Source organism: Bacillus norwichensis, from assembly GCF_014836955.1.
Lineage (GTDB): Bacteria > Bacillota > Bacilli > Bacillales > Bacillaceae_C > Siminovitchia > Siminovitchia norwichensis.
The window spans coordinates 21,873-46,340 of sequence record NZ_JACSPV010000017.1 but is presented as its reverse complement, the minus strand read 5'-3'; the positions used below and the strand labels follow the sequence as shown (position 1 = coordinate 46,340).

Annotated in this window: 20 protein-coding genes and 1 pseudogene; 1 reads left to right on the top strand and 20 read right to left on the bottom strand. The window is 41.2% G+C overall.

The genetic code is table 11. The features are described from left to right. Window positions 1-270 precede the first annotated feature (270 nt). The 7 genes from H9631_RS11335 to H9631_RS11310 all read right to left on the bottom strand — a co-directional run bounded on the left by H9631_RS11335 (window position 271) and on the right by H9631_RS11310 (window position 7,548). Window positions 271-1,722 (bottom strand): FAD-linked oxidase C-terminal domain-containing protein, encoded by a 1,452-nt coding sequence (locus H9631_RS11335; RefSeq protein WP_191812855.1) that lies wholly within the window; start codon window positions 1,720-1,722, stop codon window positions 271-273. Then, on the bottom strand, window positions 1,719-3,023 hold the full coding sequence (locus H9631_RS11330; RefSeq protein WP_191812914.1) for a (Fe-S)-binding protein: 1,305 nt from the start codon (window positions 3,021-3,023) through the stop codon (window positions 1,719-1,721). Before H9631_RS11330 ends, H9631_RS11335 begins: the two co-directional genes overlap by 4 nt. A 50-nt stretch (window positions 3,024-3,073) precedes the next feature. Then, the gene (locus H9631_RS11325) at window positions 3,074-4,399 is read right to left on the bottom strand and encodes an FAD-binding oxidoreductase (RefSeq protein ID WP_191812853.1); all 1,326 of its coding nucleotides are present in this window, start codon (window positions 4,397-4,399) and stop codon (window positions 3,074-3,076) included. Between the two features lie 249 nt (window positions 4,400-4,648). Beyond that, window positions 4,649-5,560, bottom strand: a complete 912-nt coding sequence (locus H9631_RS11320) for a DMT family transporter (protein ID WP_191812852.1) — start codon at window positions 5,558-5,560, stop codon at window positions 4,649-4,651. A gap of 75 nt (window positions 5,561-5,635) precedes the next feature. After that, a complete protein-coding gene (locus tag H9631_RS11315; protein ID WP_191812850.1) occupies window positions 5,636-6,046 on the bottom strand; it encodes an RDD family protein in 411 nt (136 codons plus the stop codon). Between the two features lie 52 nt (window positions 6,047-6,098). Further along, complete coding sequence (locus tag H9631_RS22710; protein ID WP_318246802.1) at window positions 6,099-6,542, bottom strand: CBO0543 family protein; 444 nt, start codon at window positions 6,540-6,542, stop codon at window positions 6,099-6,101. Further along, the gene (locus H9631_RS11310; RefSeq protein WP_225220995.1) at window positions 6,484-7,548 is read right to left on the bottom strand and encodes a DUF2515 family protein; all 1,065 of its coding nucleotides are present in this window, start codon (window positions 7,546-7,548) and stop codon (window positions 6,484-6,486) included. The genes H9631_RS22710 and H9631_RS11310 overlap by 59 nt, the downstream gene beginning before the upstream one ends. Window positions 7,549-7,686: 138 nt before the next feature. Here H9631_RS11310 and shc point away from each other — a divergent pair, with 138 nt between their 5' ends. Further along, entirely contained in the window at window positions 7,687-9,567 is a 1,881-nt protein-coding gene (shc, locus tag H9631_RS11305; protein ID WP_191812848.1) for a squalene--hopene cyclase, read from the top strand. A 410-nt stretch (window positions 9,568-9,977) separates the two neighbouring features. Here shc and H9631_RS11300 read toward each other — a convergent pair whose 3' ends face one another. The 13 genes and pseudogenes from H9631_RS11300 to H9631_RS22850 form a co-directional block, all read right to left on the bottom strand. Then, window positions 9,978-10,730 carry a (S)-benzoin forming benzil reductase gene (locus H9631_RS11300; protein WP_191812846.1) on the bottom strand — a complete coding sequence of 251 codons (753 nt, stop codon included), beginning with the start codon at window positions 10,728-10,730 and terminating at the stop codon, window positions 9,978-9,980. Window positions 10,731-10,817: 87 nt separating this feature from the next. Beyond that, window positions 10,818-11,330 carry a flavin reductase family protein gene (locus H9631_RS11295; RefSeq protein ID WP_191812844.1) on the bottom strand — a complete coding sequence of 171 codons (513 nt, stop codon included), beginning with the start codon at window positions 11,328-11,330 and terminating at the stop codon, window positions 10,818-10,820. 44 nt (window positions 11,331-11,374) lie between these two features. After that, the gene (locus H9631_RS11290) at window positions 11,375-12,445 is read right to left on the bottom strand and encodes a tartrate dehydrogenase (protein ID WP_191812842.1); all 1,071 of its coding nucleotides are present in this window, start codon (window positions 12,443-12,445) and stop codon (window positions 11,375-11,377) included. Between the two features lie 283 nt (window positions 12,446-12,728). Beyond that, window positions 12,729-14,315 carry a methyl-accepting chemotaxis protein gene (locus tag H9631_RS11285; RefSeq protein WP_191812840.1) on the bottom strand — a complete coding sequence of 529 codons (1,587 nt, stop codon included), beginning with the start codon at window positions 14,313-14,315 and terminating at the stop codon, window positions 12,729-12,731. 123 nt (window positions 14,316-14,438) lie between these two features. After that, window positions 14,439-15,515, bottom strand: coding sequence for a protein-glutamate methylesterase/protein-glutamine glutaminase (locus H9631_RS11280; protein ID WP_191812838.1), 1,077 nt, complete (start codon window positions 15,513-15,515; stop codon window positions 14,439-14,441). A gap of 11 nt (window positions 15,516-15,526) precedes the next feature. After that, on the bottom strand, window positions 15,527-16,318 hold the full coding sequence (locus tag H9631_RS11275) for a CheR family methyltransferase (protein ID WP_191812836.1): 792 nt from the start codon (window positions 16,316-16,318) through the stop codon (window positions 15,527-15,529). Between the two features lie 296 nt (window positions 16,319-16,614). Next, the gene (locus tag H9631_RS11270) at window positions 16,615-16,974 is read right to left on the bottom strand and encodes a response regulator (protein ID WP_191812834.1); all 360 of its coding nucleotides are present in this window, start codon (window positions 16,972-16,974) and stop codon (window positions 16,615-16,617) included. A gap of 25 nt (window positions 16,975-16,999) precedes the next feature. Next, complete coding sequence (locus H9631_RS11265) at window positions 17,000-19,084, bottom strand: chemotaxis protein CheA (RefSeq protein ID WP_191812832.1); 2,085 nt, start codon at window positions 19,082-19,084, stop codon at window positions 17,000-17,002. 13 nt (window positions 19,085-19,097) lie between these two features. Further along, window positions 19,098-19,523 carry a chemotaxis protein CheW gene (locus H9631_RS11260; RefSeq protein ID WP_191812830.1) on the bottom strand — a complete coding sequence of 142 codons (426 nt, stop codon included), beginning with the start codon at window positions 19,521-19,523 and terminating at the stop codon, window positions 19,098-19,100. A 341-nt stretch (window positions 19,524-19,864) separates the two neighbouring features. After that, window positions 19,865-21,454: a methyl-accepting chemotaxis protein gene (locus H9631_RS11255; protein ID WP_191812828.1), complete on the bottom strand. Its 1,590-nt coding sequence runs from the start codon at window positions 21,452-21,454 to the stop codon at window positions 19,865-19,867. A gap of 31 nt (window positions 21,455-21,485) precedes the next feature. Further along, window positions 21,486-21,929 (bottom strand): chemotaxis protein CheW, encoded by a 444-nt coding sequence (locus H9631_RS11250; protein ID WP_191812826.1) that lies wholly within the window; start codon window positions 21,927-21,929, stop codon window positions 21,486-21,488. A 415-nt stretch (window positions 21,930-22,344) separates the two neighbouring features. Next, window positions 22,345-23,169, bottom strand: a complete 825-nt coding sequence (locus tag H9631_RS22855; RefSeq protein ID WP_404801737.1) for a methyl-accepting chemotaxis protein — start codon at window positions 23,167-23,169, stop codon at window positions 22,345-22,347. Further along, window positions 23,161-23,946: pseudogene (locus H9631_RS22850) on the bottom strand (HAMP domain-containing protein); the annotation flags it as partial. The gene H9631_RS22855 and the pseudogene H9631_RS22850, both read right to left, overlap by 9 nt. Window positions 23,947-24,468: the final 522 nt, after the last annotated feature.

Genomic DNA, 24,468 nt, shown 5'->3' with positions numbered 1-24,468 from the left:
CCTTGAGAATGTATCATGCGGCTTTGCGATGAGGGTAACATGCGCGTCTTTGAATAAGCTGCGCCGCAGGAGCACATTGTTCCTGAATACTTCCACGCGACTTGTTCCTTACGCAGATGGCACCTAGTGCTGAAGATGTAACATTATTATTTGGATACAATTTTCAGGCTAATATTACATTTATTTACATAAGTAGGGGACTTCTCCTGAATGAAGTAAAAAAACATCTGCACATGGACCCTATCCACAGATATTTTTTTAGCTTTTCTCTTATGCTTTTTTCAGCTCCTGTTTAATCTCAGCGCATTTTCCAGGTGTTGGGAATAGTTTTCCTGCATTAAGTAAATCGTTATCATTGAAAACCTTCCTTATAGCTGTCTGGGCTCTGATCTCTTCATCTTTGAAGACAAACCGCATCTCTTCTTTCTTTTCAATTCCTACGCCGTGTTCGCCCGTAATCGTTCCACCGGCATCAGCACAAACCTTTAAACAAGCACTGCCGGCTTCAATGGCCTTCTCAGTTTCACCCGGCACACGGGAATCAAACAATACGAGCGGATGAAGATTCCCATCTCCTGCATGAAAAATATTCGCTATCCGCAATCCTGACTTTTGACTGATTTCATTGATTTGACTCAAAACTTCTGGAAGCTTGCTTCGAGGAATAACACCATCCTGCACAAGATAATCATGCGAGATAGCTCCCATTGCCCCAAAACCTGTTTTTCTGTTAGCCCACCACCTTTCTCTTTCCTCCTCGTTTTTCGCAGCCCTTACTTCCCTGACATTCCGATTTCTGCATACTTCCAAAATTTGATTGATCTGTTCCTCTATTCCCGCACAGATGCCATCCACTTCAATTAATAGAAGAGCCTCTATATCTCTTGGATGACCAACAGGAAATGCAGCAGCTTCAACTCCTTCAATTGCAATTTTATCCATCATTTCAAGAGCAGCAGGAACAATCCCCGTTGAAATAATGTCAGACACTGCCTGGCTGCCATCTTCAACTTTGTCAAAATAAGCGAGCACTGTCTGCTTGGCTTCGGGGTTCTTTAAAATCCTCACAGTGATTTTCGTGACAATCCCAAGGGTCCCTTCGGATCCAGTCAAAAGCCCCAACAAATCATATCCAGGCGCATCAGGAATTCCACTTTTTCCAATTTCAATCACATCACCATTCGGCAGTACAACCTCTAATCCCAATATATGATTGGTCGTTACACCATATTTCAAACAATGTGCTCCTCCAGCATTTTCTGCTACATTGCCGCCAATGGTGCAGCAGTATTGGCTTGATGGGTCCGGTGCATAATAATATTCCTGATCAGAAATGGCATGAGTCAACTTCAAATTGACGAAACCAGGTTCAACCACTGCCCTGCTATTTTCTAGATCAACGCTAAGCAATCTTTTCATTCTTGTCAGACTGATGATTACTTCTCCATTAATCGGGATAGCTCCTCCGCTTAATCCCGTCCCCGCTCCCCGTGCCAAAAACGGCAGGTCGTTTTCTGAACAGTATTTGACAACAGCTGCCACTTCCTCTGTATTTTTCGGAAAAACCACCGCCCTTGGTACATACTTTTCTATAGTGAATCCATCACAATCATAAGCTGCCAAATCTGTTTTTTTATAAAGAATCGAACGGGGGCCAGAAACAAGTTTCGCAAGGTTCAGAATGTGTTTATCTTTTATTTTTATAGAAGCTGCCAATCTCATTCCACCTCCCGAACTTCTTTTTGATAGGCCCAATCCAATAATTGGACCGTATGAACAATCTTTTGATTACGGCCATACTTCTGGACTCCGAGCGCCATTTGAAGCATACACCCCGGATTGCCCATTGATATCAACTCAACTTCTTCCGGAACATTTTCCATTTTGCTTTGTAGCACCGCATCGGCCATTTCAGGATTGGTTATGTTATAAATTCCTGCACTGCCACAGCATCTGTCGGCATTTGGCATGTGAACCATTTTCACCCCGGGAATATCAAGCAGCAGGTCACGCGGTTCCTGCCGAACTCCTTGGCCGTGAGCCAGATGACAGGCATCATGATAAGTGATCGTCGTTTCAATAGAGGCTTTTGGTTTTTCGTATCCTGTATCATGGAGGTACTTTGCAATATCAACCACTTTTTCCGAGAATTTCTCTGCCCTCACTTTCCATTCGGGATCATCTCTAAATAGTTCGTGGTATTCTTTCATCATAGAACCGCACCCTGCCGCATTGACGATAACTGCTTCCGCTTCTTCGAATGCCGCGATATTCTGCTTGGCCAGTTCCCTGCCGAGCTCTCTGTCACCGGCATGAACATGAAGTGCCCCACAACATGTCTGATTCTTCGGGAGTGTCACATCATTGCCATTTCTAATCAGTACATTGATGGTCGCTTCATTTACGTCGCCAAACATCACATCCATTACACATCCCGCAAACAAAGCAACTTCCGCCTTCTTATCCATTTGAGCTTTGATTACTTTTTCGTGTTTATATTTTTTTCGAACAGAATTTTTGATGTTCGGCATGATTCCTTCCATTTCCACCAAGTGATCCGGCATAATATGAATCAAGCCGGTCTTTCTTACCGCTGTCTGCACACCACTCTTTTGGTAAAATTTCAGCAAACTGCCAAAAGCATTCATCCGCTCTGGATAGGGGAACAATTTTTCCAAAAATAATTTAGTGACTGCCCTTTTCCAGCCTGTCAAAGGCATTGCCTGCCGGATCTGACCTCTTGCCTCTTCAATCAGTCCGCCTACATTTACATCTGCTGGACAGGCAGTTGTGCACGCACGGCAATCCAAGCAGTCAAAAACGGGATCAATCAGTTCATAATTGACTTCAAGGCGCCCTTCGGCAACTGATTGGATCAAATGCACTCTGCCTCTTGGCGAATGTTGCTCCTGACCGGTGATCTCATACGTAGGGCAGGACTCCAAGCACATCCCGCAATGGACACAATCTGCCCATTTTTTCGGATCAGGCGGATCATTCCAAAGGTAATTTCCCAATTGCATCGTGCTGCATGCCGGTTCCTGATTGGTCTCCTTTACTGTCACTGCCACTCCTAAATCCCTCCCAAAAATCTTTGCGGATTTAAAATGCCATTTGGATCAATCGTTTTCTTAATTCTTTCCATAAGGAAAAAAGCTGGCGGCTTTTCTCCCCATATATCGACCTGTCTTCTTTGCTTATACGGTAAATGGGTGAAAGTCGCATATCCACCGCGTTCCTCGGCTATGCTCCTCAATTGAGCCAGCGCATTGATTACTAATCTTTCCTCCCCCTTAATTTCTGCCCGGCATAAACCGTGTCCTAATCCCCCATGCGCTTGGATAACTAAGCGACCAGGACTCTCAATCTGGATAGTTTCTTCTATTATATGAAGCACGTCCATATTAACCACGCCTATTTTCACTGACGCTGTCAATTCCTCTGACGATTCATTGATAGGGCTTTCATATAGCTTTTTCCAAAAGTCGCGAGTTTCTTCCTCTGAGAATATTTTGATATTCGCTGTATCAGGCTTCATATCCCTTAATACATTTTCCTGGTACATGACAGAGCTTTCGACATCTTCAAAAGCGATTGCCAATGTCTTGTTGTAAGTTCCGGTCAACCTCTCAGCTAATGACGGATTGAGCAATTCCAGCGTTACGGGTTCTAACATCGAGTCAAGCAACTGGATGGAAAATTGCCTAATCTGCTTCATGTCATCTTCAGGAAATGATAGAAGAACCAAGCTTTCATATTTCGGAAGGGGCTTGAGCTTCAGTGTCACTTCCGAAAGGACTCCAAGTGTGCCCATTGAACCAATAAATAATTTATTCATATCATATCCGGCCACATTTTTTACAACCTTTCCGCCAGTACGAATTAACGTCCCATCAGGATACACAACCCTCAATCCAATGACCGAATCTCTCGCAGAACCGTGACCGAGTCGTTTTGGACCACTGTCATTTGCAGCAATGATCCCGCCTATAGTCGAGGACTGTGGTGTAAAAGGATCAATCGCAAGCCTTTGATTATAATGAGCAAGATATTCCTGAAGGTCGCCAAAACAGGTTCCCGCTTTGACAGTGACCGTCATATCCCCATGAATGTGCTCAACAATGCCGCTGTACTTTTTTAATGACAATAAAATATCGGCACTGTCAGCCAGGCCACCATAACCTCTTTTCGTTCCCGCTCCCATGATAGAAACTGTTTGTCCAGATTGATTGGCATGCGATAATAGATTCACAATCTCCTCTTCCGACTGCGGATATACCGAAATACTCCCTCCATTTCCAAGCAAATGATCCGTTTCTCCATCTGCAAAGCGCTCTTCAGGCACTACCGTTTTCAATTCTAATAAGCTACCCGATATAGTTATTGAACCCACCCCCATTTATGTAAAAGTCACCTTGTTTCCTTCATTTAATCACTAAACCTCAGTATATTCAAGCAATTATTCGAATATACAAACTCTTTTAGATTGGTAAACTATTAAACATTTTGGTGATATGTTTCTTTCATGTGCTTAACTTCCAATAGTGAGCAAAATACAAGCGCAGAAAGGAAAGAACACCAAAAGGAAAGACGAAGAAACCCCAAAATCGTGATTCCTTCGCCTTTTACAAAATAGTTTTATCAACATTTACGCCGATTTTTTTGTACGGATTAAGCTCCTCTGCTCCAAAAATCCCGTCCCTAATACAACTCCCACCACAATAAAGAAAAATCCCATCCATTGAATAGAGTAAATTTCCTCACCCAAAAATAAAAAGGCTCCGACAAGTGAGAAGAACGGGGATAAGTTTAAAAACAACGAAGCCTGCCCTGCTCCGATTTTCTGTATGGCATGATTATAGATAAGGTGACCAAAAGCTGTTGCAATGACGCCAGAAGCGAAGAATACAAGCCAAGCTGTGAGATTGCCAGTTTGCAACGTTGCCAAACCTGTTGGTTCTATTGCAAGGCTCACGGAGAAAAGCATGACTGAACCCATCATGAGAGAAAGTCCCGTCACTGCTTGCGTTCCCGCTGTGTTTGACATTTTATTAATTAAAATAAAACTAATGGCCTGTGATAACACCGCACAAAATATGAAAATATCACCCACAGCAAAATTGAATGAAGCACCTGGTTTCATAAGCATGATTAATGCGACACCAGAAAAGCCGAATACTAGTCCGAAAATACGGAAAATAGTCAAGCGGTCTCCAAGGAACAGTGCTGCCGCCACTGTTGTAACGATTGGGACCGAGCCAAGGATTAGTCCGCCATTAGCCGCGCTTGTCTTGCTGAGTCCCACTGAAAGGAAACAGTGATGTCCGAGAACTCCAAATACAGCCACCAAACCTATGAACAATATATCTTTTTTCGCAAGCTTTTTAATTTCACTGCGGTAAAACAACATAGGTGCGAGCGTAAGAAAGGCAATGAAAATCCGCAATGATGTGATGGTTACTGGAGCAAAATGAGTAACAATGATTTTAATGGCTATCACATTAAAGCCCCAAACCACCATGACCGTTGTTATTAAAATATATAAATGCCAATTTTTCATTGAATCCCCCTCATTGCCGAACAAATCTAAAATTAATCATATTGTATCACAGAGAGGGGAATTCCCGCTTAGATTCTATAGCTGGTGGCTATCCGTAGTAACATAAGTGCCAGCGATCAAGTCATGTATCGCCCTTTTATCCTCGCGTAACCCCACCATAAAAGCACTGACGATTAACCCCATGCCCAATGTCGCAACATAGACCAAGCCCGACACGAAAGTTCGAAGGAACATCGCCCCTAGTCCTACTTTTCCACCGTCAACCTTTACAATGCGGACACCTACGATTCTCTTGCCGACTGTATATCCCAACCAAACTACCGGAACAATTAAATAATATAGGTAGTTCAGCAATTTAGTAAAAAAATTGCCTTCTGTATCACCTGTCAAAATATATCCTAATATACCAATTGGAATTCCGATAATGATGGCATCCAACAAATTTCCTAACAACCTTCTCCAAAACCCGCCCGGGTGTTGAATCATGCGCCTCTCCCCCTTTTGAAAAAAATATATCCTACTAATTTCAAACGTCCTATCAACTCTTTTGTCCGTTTGTCTTCGTGAAGATAACCCAAACCGATAACAAAAATAGGAAATACCCCACAAAAGAATACCAGTGCTTCCACTCTTCTGAATGTAAGAATAAACCTTTTGATTCTGAAAAAACCTCCAGCACAGGGCCAGCCAGACTCAAAAAAATGATTAAAACGCTCCTACCTCCCTTAGACATTCTGCTTCCCCCCCATAAAAAAAACCAGATAAGGATAGGCAGCCCTACAAGATTGAAAACGATATGAATGTCAAAAACGTCGGCAAACGGACGGATCGGAAACGAATACATACCTATCCCGGTGAAAAATAAGTCCAGATAAGTCCCTACAAGCATGGCGAATACAATAGCCGGAAAGCTGCCAGGATTTCTATATAAATACTGCTTTTTTCGCAAGAACTGCAAGTTCGAGATTCTGAAGGGTTTCACAATAATCACCTGTTATTTCTCCATCTATCACTTCATCAATCTTTTTTAAATAGACGACAACATCAGGATCATCAAACCAGTCACCGGATTCAGCAGGACGATGCCTCATATTTGGCCATACATGTTCAAGCAAAGGACTAAATAATTTGGGTGAGCCTTTGATCAAACGGCAATTTTTGAGTCTTCGAATTTGAAGCGGACCAGGCACTCCCTCGTTGACATCATTAAATATATGCGGCCAGTAGTCCTTTCTGGACCCTGAATGAACATGAGACAGGCACCAGCCTAAGATTTCCTTGTGTCGTTTAAAAAGCAATTGATACAATTTTCTTCCAAGGACAATCCGCTCGTGCAATGATCCAAATTGATGAATCGTCATGCCTGTTAGTACAGTCTTTTCTCCACCTGATGGAAATAATATTTGATTAAATGAAAGTAGATCCTGTAAAACAAACTCCAGCGTATGAAGAACTTTTTCCTTATAAAAGGGATTCTGAATCATTCTCGCTTCCAAATAGCTTTGTTCATTCACAACTTGCGCCATAGCCAATATATAAGAATCTCTCCGCAGCCAAAAATCGTTCCAAATCACCTCCATAAACCTGGATATGTCCAAACAAGGTAGGAGATAGAACAAGCTTCGCCCCTGTCTTAGACTCTCTTCATAAAGTAAAAATTGTGGAAATGCATCCTGAAAAATCAGCCAGTTGCCGCGTTCCAGAAATTCGAAGAATTCTTCCTGTTTTTTTTCACTCATCAGTCTTGAAAGTAAATCACCTTTCAAATCAGTCATGTTCCATCCGCCGTTTCTTGAAACAAGATGTCCCAGGAACGCCCAATGAATTTCCGGGTATCGCAGATAAAAATCAAGATACGCTTTTGTCCTTGTAACATTGTTACTATTCAGCATTTTCGTTGTCTGTCTGATTTGTCCAACAATCATTTGATCCTTTTCTGATACATGTTCGATCTTCAGTTGGCAGGGATTTCGCAAACTTTTCTTCAATTTCCCCTTTATTTCGTGGAGTTGGTGAGAAAGCGGCTCTGTTTTTTTCTTCTTTTTGCAAAAGAAAATCTTTCCTCACCCCCGCCAAGAATTCTTTCACCGTTCTTGAATAAATATTTGTCAGGGAGATGATTCAATATGGCTACCAGTACGAAAGAATTGATCCATAAGATTACAGAAATTCTGAAAGGTGACCAGACAGCCGACGGTTCCTGGGATTATCCCTTTGACACAGGCGTCAAAACCGATGCCTATATGATCATATTATTAAGGACTCTGGAAATAAATGATGAAGATTTGATTCGGAGGTTAGCGGAACGAATTCTTAGTAAACAAGAGGCAAACGGCTCCTGGAAACTTTATTACGATGAAAAAGATGGTAATTTATCCTACACTGTGGAAGCTTATTATGCCTTGCTGTATTCAGGCTTCTATTCAAAGCACAGCTCCCATCTCCGCATAGCGAAAAGCTTCATAGTAAGAAACGGCGGGATGGAAAAAACAGAGATGTTCACAAAAATCATGCTAGCGTTGACTGGACAATACAAGTGGCCCGCGTTCTTTCCGCTACCAGTTGAACTTATCCTTCTCCCCCTTTCTTTCCCAATTAATTTTTATGATTTTTCCGTATTTGGAAGGGCCAATCTTGCTCCGATTATGATTTTATCTGCAAAAAAATACACTAGAAAGACTAAGAATAGCCCTGATCTTTCCGACCTTTTCGTCAAAAGGACAAACGATTTTTTTTCGGAGGAGGAAAAGCGCGGCTTTGAAAATATCTTTTCTATCATCGAACATGGGATTAAGAGCATCTTAATGGCTCCCCAGCAAGTCCGTTCATATGCCATCGAGCGGGCAAAACGATACATGTTCAACCACCTTGAATCCGATGGTACATTTTATAGTTATTTCAGCGCCACTTTTCTGATGATTTTCGCGCTTATGTCTCTCGGTTACAAGAAGGACGATCCAGTCATTTTGAAGGCAGTTAATGGTCTGAAAGCAATGGAAAGTACGATTGACGGATATCCACACATGCAATACACGACAGCGAATGTATGGAATACCACTTTAATTTCCTTTACATTGCAAAATGCAGGACTTTCGCCATCAGACCCGACAATCATTGCAGCCAATGAGTACTTATTGGAAAGAGAACATTATAAATATGGTGACTGGGTCATCAATAATCCTGGCGTATTGCCTGGTGGATGGGGATTTTCAGATATCAATACATTCAACCCTGACGTTGATGATACAACGGCGGCTTTACGGGCATTTTCGCCATTAGTGACTGAGAATTCAGCCATACTCCCATCATGGGATCGTGGAACGAACTGGGTCATTTCTATGCAAAATGATGACGGCGGGTGGCCCGCTTTTGAAAGAAATGTTGATAAAAAGATTATGAATCTGCTTCCTATCGACAAAGCCAGATTCCTTATTTCAGATGCAAGCAGCGCCGACTTGACTGGAAGGACCCTAGAATTTTTAGGTAATTATACAAACATGCCCATAACGAGTAAGAGGATTAGGGATGGGGTGAAATGGCTTACTGCCGATCAGAAAAAGGACGGATCCTGGTACGGTCGGTGGGGAATCTGTTATATATATGGCACATGGGCAGCTATGACCGGGCTGCTCGCAACAGGAATTGACCGACAACATAAAAGTATTCAAAAAGCAGCCTCTTGGCTTAAAAAAATTCAAAATAAAGATGGTGGATGGGGTGAATCATGCAATAGCGACCTTGAAAATAAGTACGTGCCGCTGCAAAAAAGCCATATTACTCAAACAGCTTGGGCTTTAGATGCACTAATTGCCTCAGAAAATCAGCCAACACCGGAAATTGAAGCGGGAGTCCGCTATTTGCTTCAATCTTATGATCATAAAGATTGGACTTGGGATTATCCAGTTGGCCAAGGGATGGGAGGATCTTTTTACATCCATTATCATAGCTATCAATATATTTTCCCTCTGCTTGCAATCTCCAATTACGAAAAAAGGTTCCATAGATGATAAGAAAAACGATAGATGCGGCCTTAGGCGGCAAGCTCAGGAGAAATTTTGATGGAGAGTTCCTCAGCCACCACTGCAAAGCTGCTCATTTCAATTACATTCCCTGAGTAGCTTCATGCAGTTTTGAGACGAGGGAATAAACTGTACCGTAGGAGCATATTTTTCCCGAATGAACTTCTTGTGACCTGAGCCTTGCCGCTGGCCGATGGCGCCTCAAGTCGCTTCGGTGGTACAATTGACTTCTTGTACGGAGGCAGGCTCAGAACGCGACGTCCTTGCATGTTGTAGCTGAACAAAGATAAAGCTTGCTTTGAATAAAATTTTCCATAACAACTTATATTTTTCTTTATTCATAAAAAAATCGCCCACACATATAAATGCAGGCGATTTTTTAATACCAATGCAAAGGCTTAAATAGTGCTCAAATCAAGCAGGACGTCCAACTCCGAAAAGTGATCGCTTTGGATCAGGTCTGCAAGCTTAGACGCTGTCTCCTCTGGTGTGCTGAGCAGTCCCTTTTCTTTATATTCGATAAACTGTTTTACAAGTCCAAACTTCTGAGTGTTGGTTGCCCGTATCTCTTTTTGCATATCTGTATCAATAATACCTGGAGCAACAGACACGATCTTCACACCGAAAGGTTCTTTTTTCTGTTCCAATGCCACAGTATTGGAGTAATGGTCAAGTCCTGCCTTACTCGCACAATAACTGCTCCAGCCAGCATATGCATGACGTCCCGCACCGGATGAAATATTAAGAACTCGTTTTGGAACATGCTTTTCCTTGAGCTTTCGGATAAAGGCAGATGTCAAAATCATTGGTGCAGTCAGGTTGACGGCAATGTTCTTTTCAATTGCAGCCTGAGAATTGTCCTCTGTATGGCCAATTGGTTCGATCATACCAGCATTATTGACGAGCGTAATGGAACTTGGAAACTCCGGAACATGAGAAATCATAGCATCCATCAGCTCTTCCAGACGAGGGGTTTCAGCCAAATCGAACTCAAGAAACACCAGTTTGCCATTTTGTTCATTTGCAAGCTCCTCAAGCTCTTGATTCTTTGAACGCGCCGTGCAAACAAGCACATTGTTTGAACCTATGAGCTTTTTACTTAAAGCAAGACCGATTCCTCTGGAAGCACCTGTTATAAAAAAGACATCCATCTTCCTATCATCCTTTCTTATTCATAATGCATTGATTAGAACAGTGTTTGTACGATTGTTATCGTTTTAATTCACAACCTATATTCGTTATTTTTTCTCATCAATGTTTGTATAAAATTGGGCAGGAATAGATCCGAAATTTCTTCTGTGATAGAGCATTGGATCGCGTTTCTCGACGGCAATATCCACCACTTCTCCAATGATAATTGTATGGTCACCTGCTTCCACGGCTTGATGCAACTTGCATTGCAGAACAGCAAACGCTCCATCAATAACAGGCACATTATGCTCTGACATGTTCCAGTTGCATTGGCTAAAACGGTCGACATTAGGTGTGGCAAACGTCTTGCAAAGTTCCACTTGATCCGCAGCCAAAATATGTACTGCAAACGTCTCCCCATTGATAAAAGCATCCTTGGATGATACACGATGGTCGACTGACCATAAAATAAGTAAAGGATCCAATGATACGGAAGCAAATGAATTAACAGTAAGACCTACTGGAGTCCCATCCTCTGCAACAGCAGTCACGATTGTAACACCTGTTGGATAATTTCCCAGCGCCTCTTTAAATAATTGTTGTTTTTCTTCTTTTGGCATGTAATTCTTCTCTCCTTTTTCCCCTATATCCTTCAATAGTGTTTTTAAAAAAGATCATCTAAAATTTCAGAAATGCGATCTCCAACTTCCGATGTAGAGGCTTTTCCTCCTAGATCAGGGGTAAGTACCTTATTTTCTTCCAAAATTATTTCGATCGCTTTCAAAAGCTTCTCTCCCAAATCATTATAGCCGAAAAAGTCAAACATTTGGCTGGCTGACCAGACCGTTGCTAGAGGATTGGCAACTCCCTTTCCAGCGATATCAGGAGCTGAACCATGTACCGGTTCGAACATGGAAGGGTATTCCCTCTCCGGATTGATATTTGCACCAGCAGCAAGCCCCATCCCACCAGCAAGTGCAGCGCCGACATCAGTTAAAATATCTCCGAATAGATTCGATGTGACTACAACTTCGAAACGTTCCGGATCAGTGATCATATGCATGGCCGCAGCATCAACCAGATATGAATACGTTTGAATTTCCGGATACTCTTTGCTAACCTCTTCAAACACTTCATCCCAAAAAACCATAGAATAATTGAGTGCGTTTGCCTTACTGATGCTTGTTACTGATTTTCCGGCTTCTTTTGCTGTTTCAAAAGCATAGCGAATAATCCGCTCAGTTCCCTTCCTGGAAAAAACACCTGTCTGAAGAACCACTTCTTCAGGCTTCCCTTTAAAGAGCCAGTCCCCTGCCCCAGAATATTCACCTTCGCTATTTTCACGGATAAACAACATATCTATTTTTTCCTTGCTGCCGTTTTTTAGCAGACAAGGTGCTCCATTCAAAAGCTGAATAGGGCGTATATTCACGTATTGATCAAAGCTTTTCCGGATTCGCAACAGCAAATCCCAAAGGGATATATGGTCAGGAACACCAGGATAGCCGACAGCACCCAAATAAATGGCGTCGAATTCCTTTAAGCGATCTATTCCATCTTCATCCATCATTCTGCCATGCTCAAGATAATATTCGCAGCCCCAAGGAAAATGGGTAAATTCAAATTGAACCCTTCCATCTAACTGAGCAGCTTTTTGCAGGGCTTTAATTCCTTCTGCAATAACTTCAGGACCGATTCCATCCCCCGGAATGACAGCTATTTTAAGTGTCTCCATGTGCTTCAACTCTTTCGTCTTTTATTTGAGTTTTACAATCATATCTATTTTATCAAAATAAAGTGAGAAAGACTTGTTTTTTGCAACAAGCCTTCTTTCATTTCCCACTTATTTTATTGAATAAGGATATTTTACTTCATGAAATCTTCCACCTCTGTAAGTGGTGAGATAAACACACAATGCGTATTAGTTTAAACCCTGGCTGAATGAAATTAAAGCCTCCGGCGAATGCCTCGCCGAGCCCGATAAAATCTGGGCGCAAATACACCAAGGTGTGTTTGATCTAGAGCTTAAAATTGGAAACAGACACATTCAATTTTTCTGCCAGTTCGGTCAAGGAATGAGCAGTGGAAGCAGTTTCTTCACTACTTGCACTTGCCTCTTCAGTTGCCGCAGATATACTTTCAATGAAATGTAACACCTCAGACGACTGAGCAGCCTGCTGCTCACTGGCACTGGCTATTTCCGTCACTTTATGTCCTGTATCTTTTACCATTTTAATTATTCGTTCAAAGGCCGCGCCAGTTTTTTGTGTAATAAGAAGTCCATCTTGCACTGATGTTATACTCAACTCCGTGTTATCTTGCATCTCTTTGATGATTGAGGTAATCTGTTTTGTTGCCTCTCCACTTCTTTCAGCAAGCTTTCGAACCTCCTCAGCCACAACGGCGAAACCCCTTCCTTGCTCCCCGGCACGTGCGGCTTCAATGGCGGCATTCAATGCTAATAGATTTGTCTGATCTGCAATGTCGTCAATAACTTCAATAATTTCACCAATCTTATTTGAATTCTGCTCCAAATTGGCCATTTGGTCACTGACAACATTAGCTCCCTCCACAGAGGATAGCACAACTTCTTCTCCATCCTGCGCAATTGTGATGGTTTCATTTGCCAGTTTAGCCGCCTGTTCCGTATTTTTGGCAACAGAATGAATCGTATCCGACAATTCACTGAACAGCTCATTCATCGTCTGTGCAGCATTCGCCTGATTGGCGCTGGCACTGGCAATCTCGTCAGTGTTTGCGGATACCTGCTCCGAGGATGCCGACAGATTTTCAGCTGCATTCAATATCTTTTGAATCATTTCCCTTAAGTTGGCTACCATTCGGTTAACAGACTGTGCCAGTACTCCAATTTCATCCTTTGTTTGGATATCAGTCGTTTCCGTCAAATCTCCATCAGCCACTTTCTCAACAAGACGGACGACTCGATTAAGCGGTTTAGCAATAAGACGCGAGATCAGAAATCCAAAAAAGATACACAGTATAAAAGTTAACGTAATATTAAACAAAGTGATTGTTTTCACCATTGTATATGTTTTTCCAGAATCCATATTCTCATTTTCTGCTTCAGCAGTATTGATTTCTATCAGTTTATTGATTATGATCCCCAATTCAATTTGCAATTTGCTCAAGTTCATTTGATTAAAGTATTTAGTATCATTTTTAATAATGACTTCTATCGATCTGTCATATTCTCGGTTGTATTGAGCCAATTCTGTTTCAAATCTATTCAGCAATTCTTTCTGCTCTTTATTCAGTGATGTTCTGCTGTATAACTCAATATTCCGGTTGATTTCGGTTCTTGCATCTTTGACATCTTCCAAAAGCTTCTCCCTCTCTTTATTGGAGACACTGATAAAAATATCACGCCAGTTTACTTTTAACTCTTGAAAAAGGTATCTTGTCTCATTCAAATATTGAATAGGCTGAAGGCTTTCACCATACATATTTTCTGTGTTCTCATTCAGTTTCCCCATGTTATAGACTGCGAAAAAACCGCCACCTATCTGGATGCAGGCTATGAAAATAAAAGCGAATATTAACTTCAATGATGTTTTTAAATTCAAAAATCTTGAGAAAAACTTCATTCTTTATACCCCCTTTTAAAAAATCCCATTCATTCAATAATTCAAAACAAAATTAAAAGTGAAAAAATTCTTTATAAAGAGAGGCTCCCGATTAATACCGAGAGCTGATTCAATTATGTACTTTTATTTGGACAACTCAATCATTTTGGTAGAAATGCGAGTTAGTGGGAGAATGTGATCGACACAGCCAAGATTAACAGCCGTTTTCGGCATTCCGTATACGATACATGTCTCCTCGGATTCTGCAATCGTCGTAATAGCTGCTCCTGAATCCTTTGCTCTTTTCATTGCGGCAGCTCCATCTCCGCCCATTCCTGTCATGATAATATAATGGCGTTTTAATCCGGTTAGTTTACTAACTGAATCGTATAAGACATCAACGGAAGGGCGATGTCCGTTGCACTGCGCTTCTTTATTCAGCACAATTCTGTATTCATTCCCTCTTTGACGTACCCCCATGTGATAATCCCCAGGGGCAATATAAACTGTCCCTCCGCTGATAACCTGATTATTCTGCGCCTCGACAACATTCATATTTGAAATGCTGTCAAGTCTTTTAGCCAGGTATTCCGTAAATTTTGGAGGCATATGTTGTACGACGAGAAGAGGGTCTTTGAAACCAGCAGGCAAACCCGTGATGACCGTTTCAAGTGCTTTCGGTCCTCCTGTCGATGTCCCAACAACAAATAATTGTTTGAAACCAGTGATAACCTGCTGTGACTTTTCTATTTTTTGAATGACTGGCTTCGTTTTGAGCTGTACTGCTTCTCTGCGAACTGGAGCTTCAATTTTCGCCAGACGCGCTTTCGCGACTGCCTTGATTTTGAGAATCAGTTCTTCCCTGACCCGAAACAAGTCCAGAGAGACAGACCCGGATGGTTTTTGAATAAAATCCACTGCTCCAAGCTGTAAAGCCTTGATCGTCTCATAAGCCCCTTTTTCTGTCAAAGAGCTGACCATTAGAACAGGGGTCGGGAATCTTTGCATAATATGCTTTAACGCCGTCAACCCATCCATTTCAGGCATTTCCACATCCATCGTAATGACATCCGGCTTCAATTTTTCGGTCAGTTCGATAGCCTCTAGGCCGTTCTTTGCGGTCGCTGCTACTTCTAAACGATCATCCTTTGATACGAAATCAGAAATAAGCTTCCGCATGAAAATAGAATCATCTACGATAAGGACTTTAATTTTTCCCATATCAATCTCACCTACATCTTTTTGTAAAAAAACGTGTCCGCTTCTTTCAACTGATACTTTTGCGGCTGAAAAATCTGCTCGGAGCCACCGACGAAAAGATACCCACCTTTATTCAGTGCACGGCTGAATTTCTGAAATAGAAGATCTTTCGCCTCGTCGGTAAAATAAATTAAGACATTGCGACAGATGATTAAATCAAATCCCTGCTCAAAAGGATCAGCCAAGAGATCCTGCTGTCTAAAATGAACGCTTTTTCTTACCTTTTCTGCAATCACATGCTGTCTTCCCTGATTGGCAAAAAATTGTTCCCGGTAATAAGGGGAGAGATTTTTCAGTGTCCCTGTGTTGAATATGCCAGATTTTGCTTGATCAATGACTTTTTGATTGATATCTGTCGCTAATATCCGTATATCTTTCCAGTCCAGAAACGAAGAAAGCAGCATGGCCAGGCTGTATGGTTCTTCCCCCGTTGAACATGCAGCACTCCAGCATTTAATTCTTTTCTTTTCCTTCAGTAGTTCAGGTATAATTTTATTTTCCAACACATCCCACCTAGAGGGATTGCGAAAAAATTCTGTGACATTGATCGTCATATGATTTAAAAATTCTTCATAAAGAATTTCATCCTGCATCATAGCTTTATAGAATTCATCAAATGTCCGAAAGCCTTTTCTACTTTTTAAGGCTGCCAATCTCCGCTTCATTTGATCTTCTTTATAAGAGTGCAAGTCGATGTTTGTCTGCCTCTTGATTCTCTGGATAAATAAATCGTAATCTTGGTTTTGGTCCAATACTTCAAGCATTACTTCACCTTCAGCTCTTTACTTTTCAAACATTACATTTATTTCTGCTCTATCCATAGCATCTATCATTAATGCTATGGATAGTAGTTCCTGATACTTCAACAAACTCCCTACCTGAAAAGCATAGGGCGTGATAATAAAAAAGTCGGAAAGATGACTCATGCTTAACCACTTGTCAGTTCCATTAATGCATTTGGTCTCTTATAACTGCTTCATTATGTAAAGGTAATCTTCATTTCAGTCTTCACTAGCAGCCTGAACATGAACAGATTACTAAAGGTCTGCCTTCCTTCAAATCAGTTCTTTCCCGCCTTGGCTACCGCATTCATCATTCTTTGTGGATTGATCGGTTTAACAATGAAATCAACCGCTCCTGCGATGATTGCTTCTTTCACCATTGACTCCTGCCCCATAGCGGAAGAAATGAGAACTTTTGCATTCGGATCATATTGCTTGATTTCTTTCGTAGCCGTAATTCCGTCTTTATTTGGCATGGTGATATCCATTGTAACCAAATCTGGTTTCAGTTCTTTATATTTTTCTACCGCATCATTCCCGTCAACAGCTTCTCCGATTACCTCATGACCGAACTCTTCCAACATCTTCCTTAAAGTCATTCTCATAAATGCCGCATCATCTACTATTAAAATTTTCATATAATCTCACTTCCAGTTCATAAATTTATACATTATTAATCATTCTATTAATACCGGCCACTTCCAGTATCAGTTCTACCCGGCCATCTCCTAAAATGGTAGCCCCGGAGATTCCGTTTATTTTTCCTACATATTTCCCTAATGATTTAACAACAATTTCCTGATTTCCTTGGAGTTCATCAACAATCAGAGCAATCTTTTTCTCGCCTACTCCTACAATTACAACTGGGAGCTGCCTATTTTCCGAAGCTCCCCGTGGAATTTGGAGCAAGTCGTGGAGCCAAACAACAGGCAGCACTTGTTCTCGGACAACCACGATCGATTTACCTTTGATTGTTTGAATTGTATCTGGATGAATCCGGACAATTTCAACGACATTGCTCATTGGCAATATAAAGGTCCTATCAGCCAATCTAATAATCAGACCTGTAATGATAGCCAATGTCAATGGCAACTTAATTTTAAAAGAAGTACCTTGCCCTAGCTTTGTATCCAGTTCAATGATTCCATTCAAGCTTTCAATATGGCTGCGGACGATATCCATTCCAACTCCACGTCCAGAGACATCGCTCACTTCTTTAGCTGTGGAAAAGCCTGGACGGAAAATGAGGTAAGCCGCTTCATCATCAGTAAGCTTTTCAGCTTCTTCAGCAGTAAGGATGCCTTTTTTCATCGCCGAATTTTTCATTTTTTCAGGATCTATTCCTGCACCGTCATCTCCAACTGTGATGACTACTTGATTCTCTTCATGACTGGCAGTGATCCGTAAAACACCTTTTGCAGGCTTATTCGTTTTAGCCCTTTCCTCTTTTGATTCAAGGCCATGGTCTACAGCATTTCGAATCAAGTGAATCAAAGGATCTCCAATTTTCTCAATGACGGTTCTGTCCAATTCCGTCTCCTGACCTTCAATGACAAGATCAATGTCCTTATCCAGAGTTTGTGCCAGATCGCGGACCATTCTTGGGAACCTGCTGAACAATTGCCCAATTGGCAGCATCCGTACTTTCATTACACTTTCCTGAAGTTCCCCAATCACACGAGCAACATGGTCAGAAACCTGAACAAGATCATCAATGGTATCATCTTCCGTGTAGCGGTTATGAAGCAATCCGCTTACTTGGCTGATTCTTGTTTGGTCAATAACAAGTTCTCCTACTAGATTCATGAGATGCTCCAAACGTTCCACATCCACTCGGATCGTTTGGGACGCCTGCCGTCCTTTGGCTGGCTTTTTCTCGCCCGCTTTTTGTGGCACAGCCTTTGACGGTAGGGTAGCCTCAGCCTTTTTCTTCTCTTCAGCAGGCTCTGGGGCTTTTTCAATAGTTTCTACTTCAACAGCAACTGCTGCTTCCTTTTCCGCAGCTTGCTGTCCTAAAGCATCCACGGTTACCTCATCAACATCGGTCATCATTTTTACAAGATCAAAAACTTCCGGCTGGCTCTGTTGCGTTGCAATAAGAAACTGCACTTTTTCATAATCCGATTCCTGATTATCAGGGTTTTCAAAGTCCGGTGAGGTTTGGATCATGTCTGCTCCGCTTGATTCCAACTGATTTTTAATTAAAAAAGCACGTACTGATTTCATTTCACATTCTGCGGAAATCTGGACAGATAGTTTATATACGTTCAGGCCCTGCCCCCTATATGAATCAATGTCTCCTTGAATTTCTAGGGAATATGGTCCATCAGAAGCTTCTTCCTCTTTCTTCTCTGGTGGCTTTTGGCCGGAAAAGTTTTCCACTTCCTCAATTAGCGGTGTAATGTCTGTTCTTGGGTCTTGACCCGAAACAATTTCTTCCTTCAGCTGTTTTAATTCATCCAGGCACTTGAATAAAAGGTTGATTAAATCATGAGTGACTGACAGCCGGCCATTGCGGACATGATCAAGCAAATGCTCCATTTCATGAGTCAGCTTTGTCATATCCTCAAAACCCATTGTTGCAGACGAACCTTTTAATGTATGCGCAGCGCGGAAAAGTCTTTGTATGACTTCTGGAGATTCCCCTTCTTGTTCCAGCACAAGAATCTCCTGGTCAATAATATCCAGCTGCTCATCGACTTCATCTAAGAATACTCCTAAAAACTCGCTTAAATCAAATGTATCCATTTCGTTTCACCACCTATTGTTGGAGAACTTTATCCAAATTTAATATACTAACCAGTTCCTCATCCTCATGCCCAATACCAGAGAAGAACGAACCTTTTACATCTCCGAACGTTTCTGGCGGAGGCTGAATTTCGCTAAACGTAGTCACCTGACTCACACTGTCCACAACAATCCCAATCATCTCATCTTCAAATTTTACAACCACAATCCGCGTGTCTTTTGTATATTCCTCTTCAATCAATCCAAAGCGATGACGAAGGCTGACAATTGGAATGATCCTTCCTCTCAGGTTAATAACCCCTTTAATATGAGCTTGGACATTTGGTATTTTTGTAACTTCCTGCATTCGTATAATTTCTTCGATTTCATGTATCCTAATGGCGTATTTCTCAGTTCCAATACCGATGGCAACATATTGTTCCTGTCTTGCTTTCCCCATTTTGATCACCTGCTCTATATTTTTCTTTATTTATGTTCACCCCCAATTAATCCATTGGGGGTGAACTCAAGTATTATTAAATGCGCCTTGACGTATTTGCTCCCAGAATTTATCAAGTTCCACCCGATAAATTCTCTCTGAAAATCCGTGGCATCCACTGGTGGCTTTAACTTTATTCAGCCAAGGTTTGAACTCCCACTGGATGGAATACCAATACGCATTCATCGCATCACATACAGAAGTGATAGACTTCTGCTTAGTGAAGTTAAATAATATAGATATTTCTTCATTCAAACTGCACCACAGTGTGATGTTAGAAGGCCTTGCACTTTGGGTGACATTTACTTTAATTTGAAAAAGGAAACAGATGTATTTAATTCCTCTGCAAGATCATTGAGTGATTGTGCTGCCGAGGCTGTTTCTTCACTACTTGCAGCCGCTTCCTCCGTCGTTGCAGATATGCTTTCAATAAATGTTAGTACTTCTACTGATTGGGCCGCCTGCTCCTCACTCGCACCCGCTATTTCTGTTACTTTATTACCTGTGTCATTCACCATTTGAATAATATTTTCAAATGCTACACCTGACTGTTCAGTAAAGGATCTGCCTTCCCTGACAGACTTCACGCTTCGGGCTGTATTTTCTTGCATCCCTTTAATAATCTCGGTGATTTGTTTTGTTGCCTCACTGCTTCTTTCTGCAAGTTTACGGACTTCCTCCGCAACTACAGCGAAACCTCTACCCTGGTCTCCAGCCCGGGCCGCTTCGATCGCAGCATTCAAAGCAAGTAGGTTCGTCTGGTCTGCAATATCATCAATCACTCCAATAATTTCTCCAATTTTGTTTGATTCCTGCTCTAAGTTAGATATCTGTTCATCTACAGCGTTGGCTCCTTCCACTGAAGAAAGAACCACCTGTTCCCCTGCCTGTGCAATTTGAACTGTTTTGTTCGCCAGTTCCGCAGCTTGCTCAGTATTCTCAGCAACCGCATTGATGGCTTCAGACAATTCTCTGAACAATTCGTTCATTGTCTGTGCAGCATTCCCCTGATTAGTGCTCGCACTGGCAATTTCCTCAATACTTGCTGCAACCTGTTCAGAGGACGCCGATAAGTTTTCCGATGCGCTCAAAATGCTTTGAACCGTGGATCTCGAATTTACCACCATCGTATTGACTGAGCGAGCAAGTGCACCGATTTCATCCTTTGTTTCGATATCTGTTGTTTCTGTCAAGTCTCCATCTGCTACCTTCTCGACGAGTCGAACTACTTGTTTAAGCGGACGCGCAATGACATTCGATATCAATAGTCCCATTCCTACGCTGATCAGCAATACAATGATGATAATTACGCTAGCGAGAATTTTGGTCGAACCATATGTATCTTCTGCTTCTTTATATGTTTCCTGAGCCTGGGCAGAATCAATTTCTTTCAACTGATCGACGATTCCAATCAGTTTATTCTGTTGACTCAGCAAATCTCCGCCAATATAGCTTTTATAATCTGACTTTTTGTTGATTATCGCTGTAATAGATTCATCATATGCGCTGTTGAACGCCTGGAATGTAGAATTAAAATCTTCTACAAGCTTTTTCTGTTCATCTGTTAAAGATGGATTTTTGCTGTATAGTTCCATATTTTCTTGTATTTGCGATCTGATTTTATTCACTGACTCCATTAGTTCAGCACTGGAATCTGCCACGTATACATCGCGCCACTTAACGCTGACTTCTTGAAGAAGCACCTCGTTATCTGCCATGATCTCAATAAGCTTCAATCTGTCGTTGTACATTTCTCCCATTCCGTCATTCAACTTGCCCATATTGATCAAGCCCAAAGAATTAATACCTATTTGAAGGACGGCAACAATAATAAAGACAGATAATATTTTGGTCCTTATTTTTAAATGATTAAACCAGCTAAAAAACTTCATACTTGGACACTTCCTCAATTTTTAAGTGATACTATTCTAAAACTTTTTGAATATCTACCTGCCGCAGTAGAGTTTGTAGATTCAACAAAGCAATTGTCTTGTCATCATGGTGGTATACCCCGGTAATCCATTCACTTTGTGACATGTGCGGCGCAGGACTGATATGTTCATCCGATAAGAACATGACATGATCAACCTCATCCACCACAAATCCAAACTCTTGTCCACTGGTCTGCAAAACAATCATTCTTGTTTTAGAATCTATTGTTTTTTCTTTCTCAGAAAAAATCCGATGAAGACTGATGATTGGAATAATATGCTCTCTTAAATGAATGACACCTAGAAACTCCTCACGTGAATTCGGCACCCATTTGACAGTTTGCATCCGGATAATTTCCGCCACATCATGAATCGAGATGGCGTAAAGATTTTCATTTATAGCAAAAACTACATATTGTTCATCTTGTGTACTCAACGATATACCTCCTCTCAAAATACTGTAATAGTGCTCAAATTGCCCATTGTATGAATGACATTTTCCGCAAAAATCAGACAGGTCTCCCGCAGAACTTTTGAGGCACTACCAGTTTATTACCTGATAAAATGCACATTGGCGTACTTGTACACAGATTTTATCAGCCCTGGTTTGAAGCCATACTGAGTGGATTACCAATATCCTTCATCTCACCACTTACAGAATTGCGAGACTTCTGCTGAATGAAGTTAAAAATCAGGACTCTTTCGTTACTAGCTCAATATAATAACGGCTACCCTTTTTATCGGCATAATCATGATATTTTTTACAGTCGTCATTGAAAATTCACTTTTCAGCCTTTTTAAGTTGTTCAATACAAAAGCTCCGGTCTTGGCCGGAGCTTACGGGAGTTCAATCAATTTATTTTAAAAGCTGCTACTGAAGCATTTAATTCTTCTGCGAGTTCGGTTAGTGCATTGGCTGTTGTCGCTGTTTCTTCGCTGCTTGCGGAAGCCTCCTCAGTTGCAGCGGAAATGCTTTCAATGAATGTAAGTACTTCTGCCGACTGTGCTGCCTGTTCTTCACTCGCACCGGCAATTTCTGTTACTTTATTGCCCGTGTCATGCACCATGTTGATGATATTTTCGAAGGCTTCACTTGATTGCTGTGTATAAACAAGTCCTTCCTGAACAGATTTAACGCTAAGTGCCGTGTGATGCTGCATTCCCTTTATGATTGTAGTAATCTGCTTCGTCGCTTCTCCGCTTCGTTCTGCCAGTTTACGTACTTCGTCAGCCACAACGGCAAATCCGCGTCCTTGTTCCCCGGCACGAGCTGCCTCTATAGCGGCATTAAGCGCCAATAGATTGGTTTGATCAGCAATTTCATCAATGACTTCGATAATTTCCCCGATTTTATGAGAATCTTCCTCTAACTTTGTCATCTCGTCACTAACATGGTTAGTCCCTTCCACTGAGGAATGAAGTACTTTTTCCCCATCCTGTGCAATTTTGATAGTCTTGCCGGCAAGTTCCGCCGCTTGTTCCGTATTTTGCGCAACCGCATTGATGGCTTCAGACAATTCCCTAAACAGCTCATTCATCGTTTGTGCTGCATTTGCCTGATTGGCGCTGGCATTGGCAATTTCATCCGTGCTGGCTGAAACCTGTTCAGATGACGCAGATAGGTTCTCTGCCGCACTTAATATGTTTTGAACGGTAGCCCTTAAGTTTAAAATCATCGTATTGAAAGATTGAGCCAGTTTCCCTACCTCATCTTTCGTCTTGATATTAGCTGTTTCGGTCAAATCCCCATCGGCTACCTTCTCTACCAGATTTGCCATTTCATGAAGGGGACGAGCAATAATCCTAGTAAGGAAGAGCCCAAGGGCGATACACATCAAGAACGTTAGTATTGAAACGATAATCAAAATAGTTATAGAGATCGAATAGGCGTTTCCAGTCGTTATGTATTCTTCTCCATTGATCTCCATATCAACATCCTTGATCTCCTCGATATAGTTCGTTACCCCTTCATGTAATTTATTCAATTCTTCATCCTTTTGCTGAAAGCTGCTTCGATTTGTAGAAACAGCTTGAATAGCATCATCATATGTTTTGTTATAATAATCAAAATTCAAAGTAAACTCTTCACGAAATCTCTCCCCTTGCTGTTGAATCTCTTCTCCAAAATCCAAATAGACATCTGCGTAAATGTTTACATTTTTTTCAATTTCCTGTCTCAACGTTTTGATCTCTTCTAATTTCTTTGAGTTATCCGCTTTCAAATCAGACAATGCCATTTCCTGCCACAAAATTTTTAATTTGTACAGATCGATTTGAGCTTGAGTAAGATGACTCATAGGAACTAGCGTTTTTTCATATGTCATCCAGACATTTCCTCGAAGTTTCTTCATGGTTGACATTGAATAGATACTTACACCAGCAAGTATCACAGCAATGAGTACAAAAGTTGATAATAATTTGAATGACGTTTTTCTATTTAGAAACCAACGCATATTCTCAGCATCCCCTTAAATTAACATTTCCTCGTGCGTTCTATAGCTATTCTGAAAGAAGACGCCCAATATAGAAACACACATTTTCCAGCTTTTCGGTTTTGAGCATTCTGTTTTAATAAGAGCATTCTTTCTTCATACAGGCCCTCCTTCGCTGCTTTTTCCGATAATAGTAGAACAAACATGAACTTAGTAATAATTGACTATATTTATCTTCAACAAAACTTAAATTTGTTAATTTTTGTTAAAATATCAATACTAAAGAATGTCCTCACTATTAGTTTTTTTATCGGTAAATGTAACCTGTTTTTAATATGCATTTTTCAAACATTTGTTTTAGTTCGAAATAATTCTTCTGCATATGAAATTTCAAATTAAATGATTCGTCACAAAGTAAAGGAATAAAATTAGAATGTTCAGAAAAATAATTACCTGCCCTTTTTTACTTTCAGTCAAAACGGGCATGATAAGTGAAGAAAAATTCTCATCTTAGCGGTTTGCAGGAACAATTCTTAAGGGCTT